This is a genomic window from Capnocytophaga sp. CM59 (assembly GCF_000293175.1).
Classification (GTDB): Bacteria; Bacteroidota; Bacteroidia; order Flavobacteriales; family Flavobacteriaceae; genus Capnocytophaga; species Capnocytophaga granulosa.
Genome location: NZ_ALNN01000048.1, coordinates 1 through 6,213, shown reverse-complemented (window position 1 = coordinate 6,213; position 6,213 = coordinate 1). Strand labels below are relative to the sequence as shown.

The 6,213-nt window shown below is 40.9% G+C and carries 4 protein-coding genes and 1 pseudogene; all 5 read left to right on the top strand.

Annotated features, from left to right (window positions below; all coding sequences use genetic code 11):
- Positions 1-486 (top strand): annotated as a pseudogene (locus HMPREF1154_RS10175) (DKNYY family protein); the annotation flags it as partial.
- A gap of 36 nt (positions 487-522) precedes the next feature.
- The gene (locus tag HMPREF1154_RS10170) at positions 523-2,187 is read left to right on the top strand and encodes a DKNYY domain-containing protein (RefSeq protein ID WP_009642502.1); all 1,665 of its coding nucleotides are present in this window, start codon (positions 523-525) and stop codon (positions 2,185-2,187) included.
- A 21-nt stretch (positions 2,188-2,208) separates the two neighbouring features.
- The gene (locus HMPREF1154_RS10165) at positions 2,209-3,090 is read left to right on the top strand and encodes a hypothetical protein (protein WP_009642505.1); all 882 of its coding nucleotides are present in this window, start codon (positions 2,209-2,211) and stop codon (positions 3,088-3,090) included.
- Positions 3,091-3,156: 66 nt separating this feature from the next.
- Positions 3,157-5,286, top strand: a complete 2,130-nt coding sequence (locus tag HMPREF1154_RS10160; RefSeq protein WP_009642504.1) for a TonB-dependent receptor — start codon at positions 3,157-3,159, stop codon at positions 5,284-5,286.
- A 273-nt stretch (positions 5,287-5,559) separates the two neighbouring features.
- Positions 5,560-6,123, top strand: coding sequence for a hypothetical protein (locus HMPREF1154_RS10155; RefSeq protein ID WP_009642506.1), 564 nt, complete (start codon positions 5,560-5,562; stop codon positions 6,121-6,123).
- The last annotated feature ends 90 nt before the right edge of the window (positions 6,124-6,213 follow it).

Below are 6,213 nucleotides of genomic sequence, written 5' to 3'. Positions count from 1 at the left end.
CCTCTAAGGGAATTATTCCCTTCCCAAGACGATAAGCAAAAGAATAAAGAAATAGATACCACTGGTTTTGAGCAGCTTTCCTATTCTTCTTCGAGGCATAATCCTTTTTGGAGGCATAACGGACAGATTTATCATTTGATCGAGGGGTGGTATGATAATGACCAACATAAATGGAGGAGGAGCGAACGCCGATATGTAGTAGTAAAAGGCTATGACAATGCATCTCTAAGGGTAGTACCCAATGGTTTCTTAGCCGATAAAGATTATTGGTATGGTGGTACTACAAGGCTGTTCCCAAGCAAGGACGTGGAGCTTTTGGCTATCTATGAGGGCTATGAGAAAGGCTGGGGTATGGATCCCGCCCCTACTCCTAATTTCTATCTCTTTAAGAATGCCCAGGGATATTGGTTGGCCGAATTAAGCGGAGAGGGGGCAATGTGTCCATTGACCAATGAGCAAGCCAGTAAATTATTAAACCGACAATAGTAACTCAAAACTCAAAACTCAAAACTCAAAACTATCATGAGACATTTTATATTATTTTTATGTTCTTTTTGTGCAAGCCTCTATCTTTTTGCCCAAAAAGAACCCCTACAAGTTACCGATATTACTAAGGTGAGTAGCTTAGGAGCACTGCAAAAGAGGAATAGTGGTTGCCGATATGTGGAGGGATATATCCTAAATCCCAATAGGCTGATATACCAGACCTTTGATACGCGCCGTGAATTCTCTGCGGATATGTCCTCTTTTCAGCTCAAAAGACACGGCTTTGCGATGGATAAAAATGGTATTTATTACCAAGGTGTTTTCTTTCCTATTGATACTACAGGATTTAAGGTAGTAGGGGAGAAGGAACGCCCCAGAGGGGAAGGAGGCGTCTATAAGGGGGAGGATTATCTATGGCGTACCAACCAAAAGGCTTTTTTAGGTACCCAAGAAATAGAGGTGGCTGACCCAGCTTCCTTTGAGGCAGTAAAGTATTTTAATGGTTGTTATTTCAAGGATAAAAACTACCTCTATTATTACGAAAAGAAGATAGTAGGTTCTCATAGCCCTTCTGTGAGAACACATAATTATTTGGAACTAATATCTGATAAAAATAACACCTACCATAGGGGAGAGCCTGTCTCTTACAAAGGACAAAGAATAGAAAATATAAATGATATACTTTTTAAAACCACAGAATATGTGCTATATACGCCTACTTTTGCTATAGGTGAAGAACTCAGGTGGATAGAGGTGGAGGGTATTGATGCTAAGACACTTAGACCCCTTTCAAGGTACTATGCTATGGACAAAGATCATATATTCTATGGAAAAGCTAAGACGCCTATAGAGAAGAAAAATTTTGCTAATATACGTGTTTTTGACCAAGTAAATAGTAAGTATATCTCCGATGGGAAAACGGTCTATTTAGAGGCTGATTACAAAACAAACTACGATGCTCCTACCTTTGGAATGCTGCCTAAATCAGATTTTGAATACGATAAAAAAGGTATTTATTACAAAGGTAAGGAAAAAATGCCTTTTCATTATACAGAACCTCCTCTGCTGGGAAAGAATACTTTCTATGATTTTGACAAGGGAGCCTATGTAATCTATCTCAATCAGGCTTTTTATCCTTTCGGAGAAAAAGACTATTTTCCTAATCTGACCCCAAAACAAGTAAAAGATCTCAAAGAGGGGAAATTATTTTTGGTGAATAATGCTACGAATAAAAAGGCTGAAATACAAGATACCTTTGCATATAATTTGTACAAAGCTAACAATAGGATATACGTTGCTCAAACACCTCAGAAGGCAGATGCCAATACCTTTGTAGGTTTGGGCAGTGGTTTCTATAAGGATAAGGACAAAGTGTATTATTACGACAGATCGGGAGAGAAAGAAAAGCTATGGGTTGTTCAGGGGTATGATACACCTACCTTAACTGCGGCTCCCAATGGCTTTTTGGCAGATAAGGACTATTTTTATTATGGTACCACAAGGCTATTCCCAAACAAGGAGGTGGAGCTTTTGGCTATTTATGTGGGGTATTGGAAAGGCTGTGGTTTTGATTCAACTCCTACCACTAATTTCTATCTCTTTAAGAATGCCCAGGGCTATTGGTTGGCCGAATTAGGTGGCGAAGGGGCAATGTGTCCATTGACCAATGAGCAAGTCAGTAAATTATTAAACCAACAATAGTAACTCAAAACTCAAATTCTTATGAAGATATTTTCAATGATAATCCTATTGTTTTGCTTCTCCCTACAAGCGCAGCAGAAGCGCTGGCAATTGGATAGTATTCAGCAAATCCAGTTCCGTTCTGACAAAGAAGGATATGTATATAAGACCCTTCATCAGTCCTATGACCCTAAGAAAAGAATAGTTACTAAAATAAATGATATAAAAGATTCTTATGGTGATGATTATATGTATATTTGTAAATACAACAAACAGGATAGTCTTATAAGTGAAACCCAATATATATATAATAAAAGTAAAAAGGATTGGAAAGAAATAGAAAAAATAGTTTATGAGTATTCTTCAAATGAAATAAAGAAAAAAATATATACATTGGACGAAGAAGAGTGGAAAATTTATAGAATTTTTCATTTGGAGAAAATAAATGGTAAATTATATTTGAAAAAAGATGAATATAAGAGTAATAATATAGAAGAATGGGATGTAAATACTTACGAACCTTATAGAGAATGGTATTATTACAGTGTAGAAGGAAGGATATATAAGGAAAATGTGCCTACAGAAGAAAAATATAATGAAAAAGGACAAGTAATAGAGAAAATATATGAAAATAATTTTATTAAGAAGAAAGAGCAATTCACCTATAATAACTCAGGAGATATAGAAATCCTTGAACTCTATGATGGAAAAGATGAAAAGGGAGAGTTTAAAAGATGGGAAAAGCGGGTATATACGTATGATCCCAACATCTTAAACGAAGAAGTTGTGGACAAATGGCAAGAAAATGATAAAAATAGAACACCTCATAATGCTATTCTTTTAGAAGAAGTGTACCGTCCTACAAGCAATGGAGCATACAAACCTGTATATAAGCATCAATATTATTATTCTCCTATCCCTTAATGCTATATTTATTTGTTTTATTTCTAAATAATTTATATCTTTGCGGCCAAATTTATAGATTATCTTATGAAGAAAATGGTAATTATGGCCTTGGGCTTAACATTTACGGGCTATGCACAGCAGCCCAGTAGTATGGAGCGTGATACCTTAGGCTTGGAAGAGGTAGTCATTACGGCTAATCGTATAGAGGAGAAGAAAACCGATGCGGTAGCCAATGTAACGATTATTGACCAAAAGAAACTGCAACAGTTTATTAAGATCGCGCCTGATATGTCGCACCTTATTGGAATGATTGAGCCAGCCATGGCACTCTCTACCAATACGACTAACAACCGCTATCAGAACTTACGCGGGCGCGCACTCTTAGTGCTTATTGATGGGATTCCTCAATCCACACCCTTGCGCTCTACCGACCGTGATATACGCTCTATAGACCCTGCGGCAGTAGAGCGAATTGAGATTGTGAAAGGTTCTACCGCTATTTATGGGAATGGTGCTATCGGGGGGATTATGAATATTGTAACCAAGAAAGCACCTAAAGGGGTAGCTTTCAGTGGGCAGACCTCCTTAGGGGCTTCTGCCAGAGACTCTTTCAAGGAAAACAGAGGCTTTGGCTACCGCTTCAATCAGCAGTTCTCAGGTAACTACAAAGGCTTTTCTTACTTACTTGACGGCGCCCTTACACAAACGGGTTCGGCTGTGGATGGGGCAGGGGAGTACATCTCTCCGCGCTATGGCTTGGGCGATGTACGTACCTATAATGGTCTTATAAAGCTCGGCTACCAGTTTGATGAGGATAACAAAGTGGAGGCTATGTACAACTTCTATCAGAGTTTGCAGCATACTCCTTTGGTCGCCTCTGGAGGGAAATATCTACAACAGCCGCGTATAGGAGTCTATGGTAGCAAAGACCCTGCCGCCGAAGATGAGGGTATGCGCTATAATCATAATGCTTATGTGAAGTTCAATTCCAATAATATCTTCGCTCATACCGACTTAGAACTTTCCGCCTTTACCCAACACCAGTACGCCATCTTTGACTATCGCAAGCATAACGCCAAGAGTCCACGTTGGGAAAGCTCCAGCGGGCAAGCAACCGTAAAAGGAGAGAAATATGGAATCCGCACCCAACTTACTACCAAATTGCTCTTTGGGGAAAACATTTTTACCCAGCTGCTCTATGGGGTAGATGCCTTGATTGACAAGACCAGTCAGCCCCTTGTAGACGGACGCTACTGGATGCCTGAACTGGCTTCCTATAACTCAGCTCCTTTCTTACAAACTAAGACTACTTTCTTCAACCACTATGTACTCAAGGCAGGACTTCGCTATGACTATATAGACGTGGCAGTGCCAGACTATCAGGTGCTTAGACTTAAAAACACCGATCCTCGTGTCTATGTAAAAGGCGGAGAACTTTCCTATAACAACCTCTCTCCCAATGTGGGGATTGCTTACAACCAAATCAAGTACTTCCAGCCTTTTGCTTCCTATTCTCAAGGATTTTCTATCTTTGACTTAGGTCGTACCCTCCGTGCAGCTAAGGCCGATGTGCTTTCTAAGATCAACACTGAACCTGTCAAAACGGATAATTATGAGATAGGGGCTTATTCCGAAATAGGTAAGTATGTACACCTAAGTGGCTCTTACTTCTACACTTACTCCAAACTTGGTAGCGACCTCAAGTCGGTAAGTGGTTTTTGGGTAGTGGATAGAAGTCCCCAAAAGATATATGGTTTTGAGGTCAATGCGGATATCTTCCCTACCGATTGGCTTACCCTTGGCGGTAGCTTTATCTCCTTTGAGGGGGAAAAGAAATCCTCCGAAGATGGCCCTTGGGACGGTTATATGAGTGGCACTTCCATTCCTGCGCCTAAGGCAAGCGCTTATGTAAGGGTTACCCCAACGGCTAAGAGCTACCTTCAGGTCAATTACCTACACACAGGCAGCCGAGATCGCTTTACTCCAGATAACAAAGGGGTATACACCGAAGGCGAAGGGGTTGTTTTCCCTATAGACCTCTTCTCTCTCAGTGCAGGTTATACCTTCAACAAGAATCTATCCTTAGGCTTAGGGGTAGAGAACCTCGCCGATAAGGTGTATTATACCCCCGCCTCCATGCTCGTAGCCCGTGATGCCGAATATGCTCGTGGCAACGGCCGCTACTTCAACCTAAATCTTACTTACAGATACTAGGCGTCAGTAGTCAGACGACAGTTTTCAGTGGTCAGCCTTTTATCAGAAGTCAGTGGTCAGATGTCAGAGGTTAGTCCCAATAGGCTGACCACTGACTTCTGACCACTGACTTCTGTTAAACACTTAACATTATTTTTTATTGTATAAATTCTTACTTCTCGACCCTCTTTTCCTTGACTTTCCCCCTCGAATTGTCGTAACTTTGTCCCACAATCAGTTGTCAGACGTCAGTAGTCAGATATTAATCATTGCTGGCATTAATCATTAATCATTATGGAAGAGGCTTTATCAATACTTTGGAAATATGCCCGTCGTGAGGCAATAGAGAGCAATGGGAAGACCGTAGTGGCTACCATTAGCCAAAGCATCGCGGCTATTCGTCTGATTATGCGCTTAGAAGGTTGGCTTCAGAAGCGTGAAGATCGTCCAGCGCCTGCTCAACCTCAATCCCCACAATCCCTACAATCCCCACAATCTCCACAATCCCAAATAGATACCCCAGCTTTTTTAGTAGCCTCCTCTCCTTGGAAGAAAAAGGAGAAGCCTTTTCAGCAAGAGCTAAACCATACAATTATAAAGCCTTCCTATCATACGACCAAACCCCGTAAGGTTTGTCGTCAGCGCCCTTGTGTCAAGGACGCTAATAGGAACTACAACCAAGCGACCAAGCCCCGTAAGGTTTGTCACCCATGCCCCTATATCACAGCTCACCTGTACAAGGACACCACCTTGATTGGGTCGCCTATGATACGGCACTATGCAGCAGATAGGTACCATAATGACTACAGAAAGTTGCTGATAAGCTCACGACCGCCACCCATTATAAGTGAAAAGTGAAGAGTGAAGAGTGAAAAGTGAAAACATGAAGCTATTTTATAGTCAAACAGAAGAGGTTTGCGAAAAATTAGCATGAGCAGGTGTAGGGGC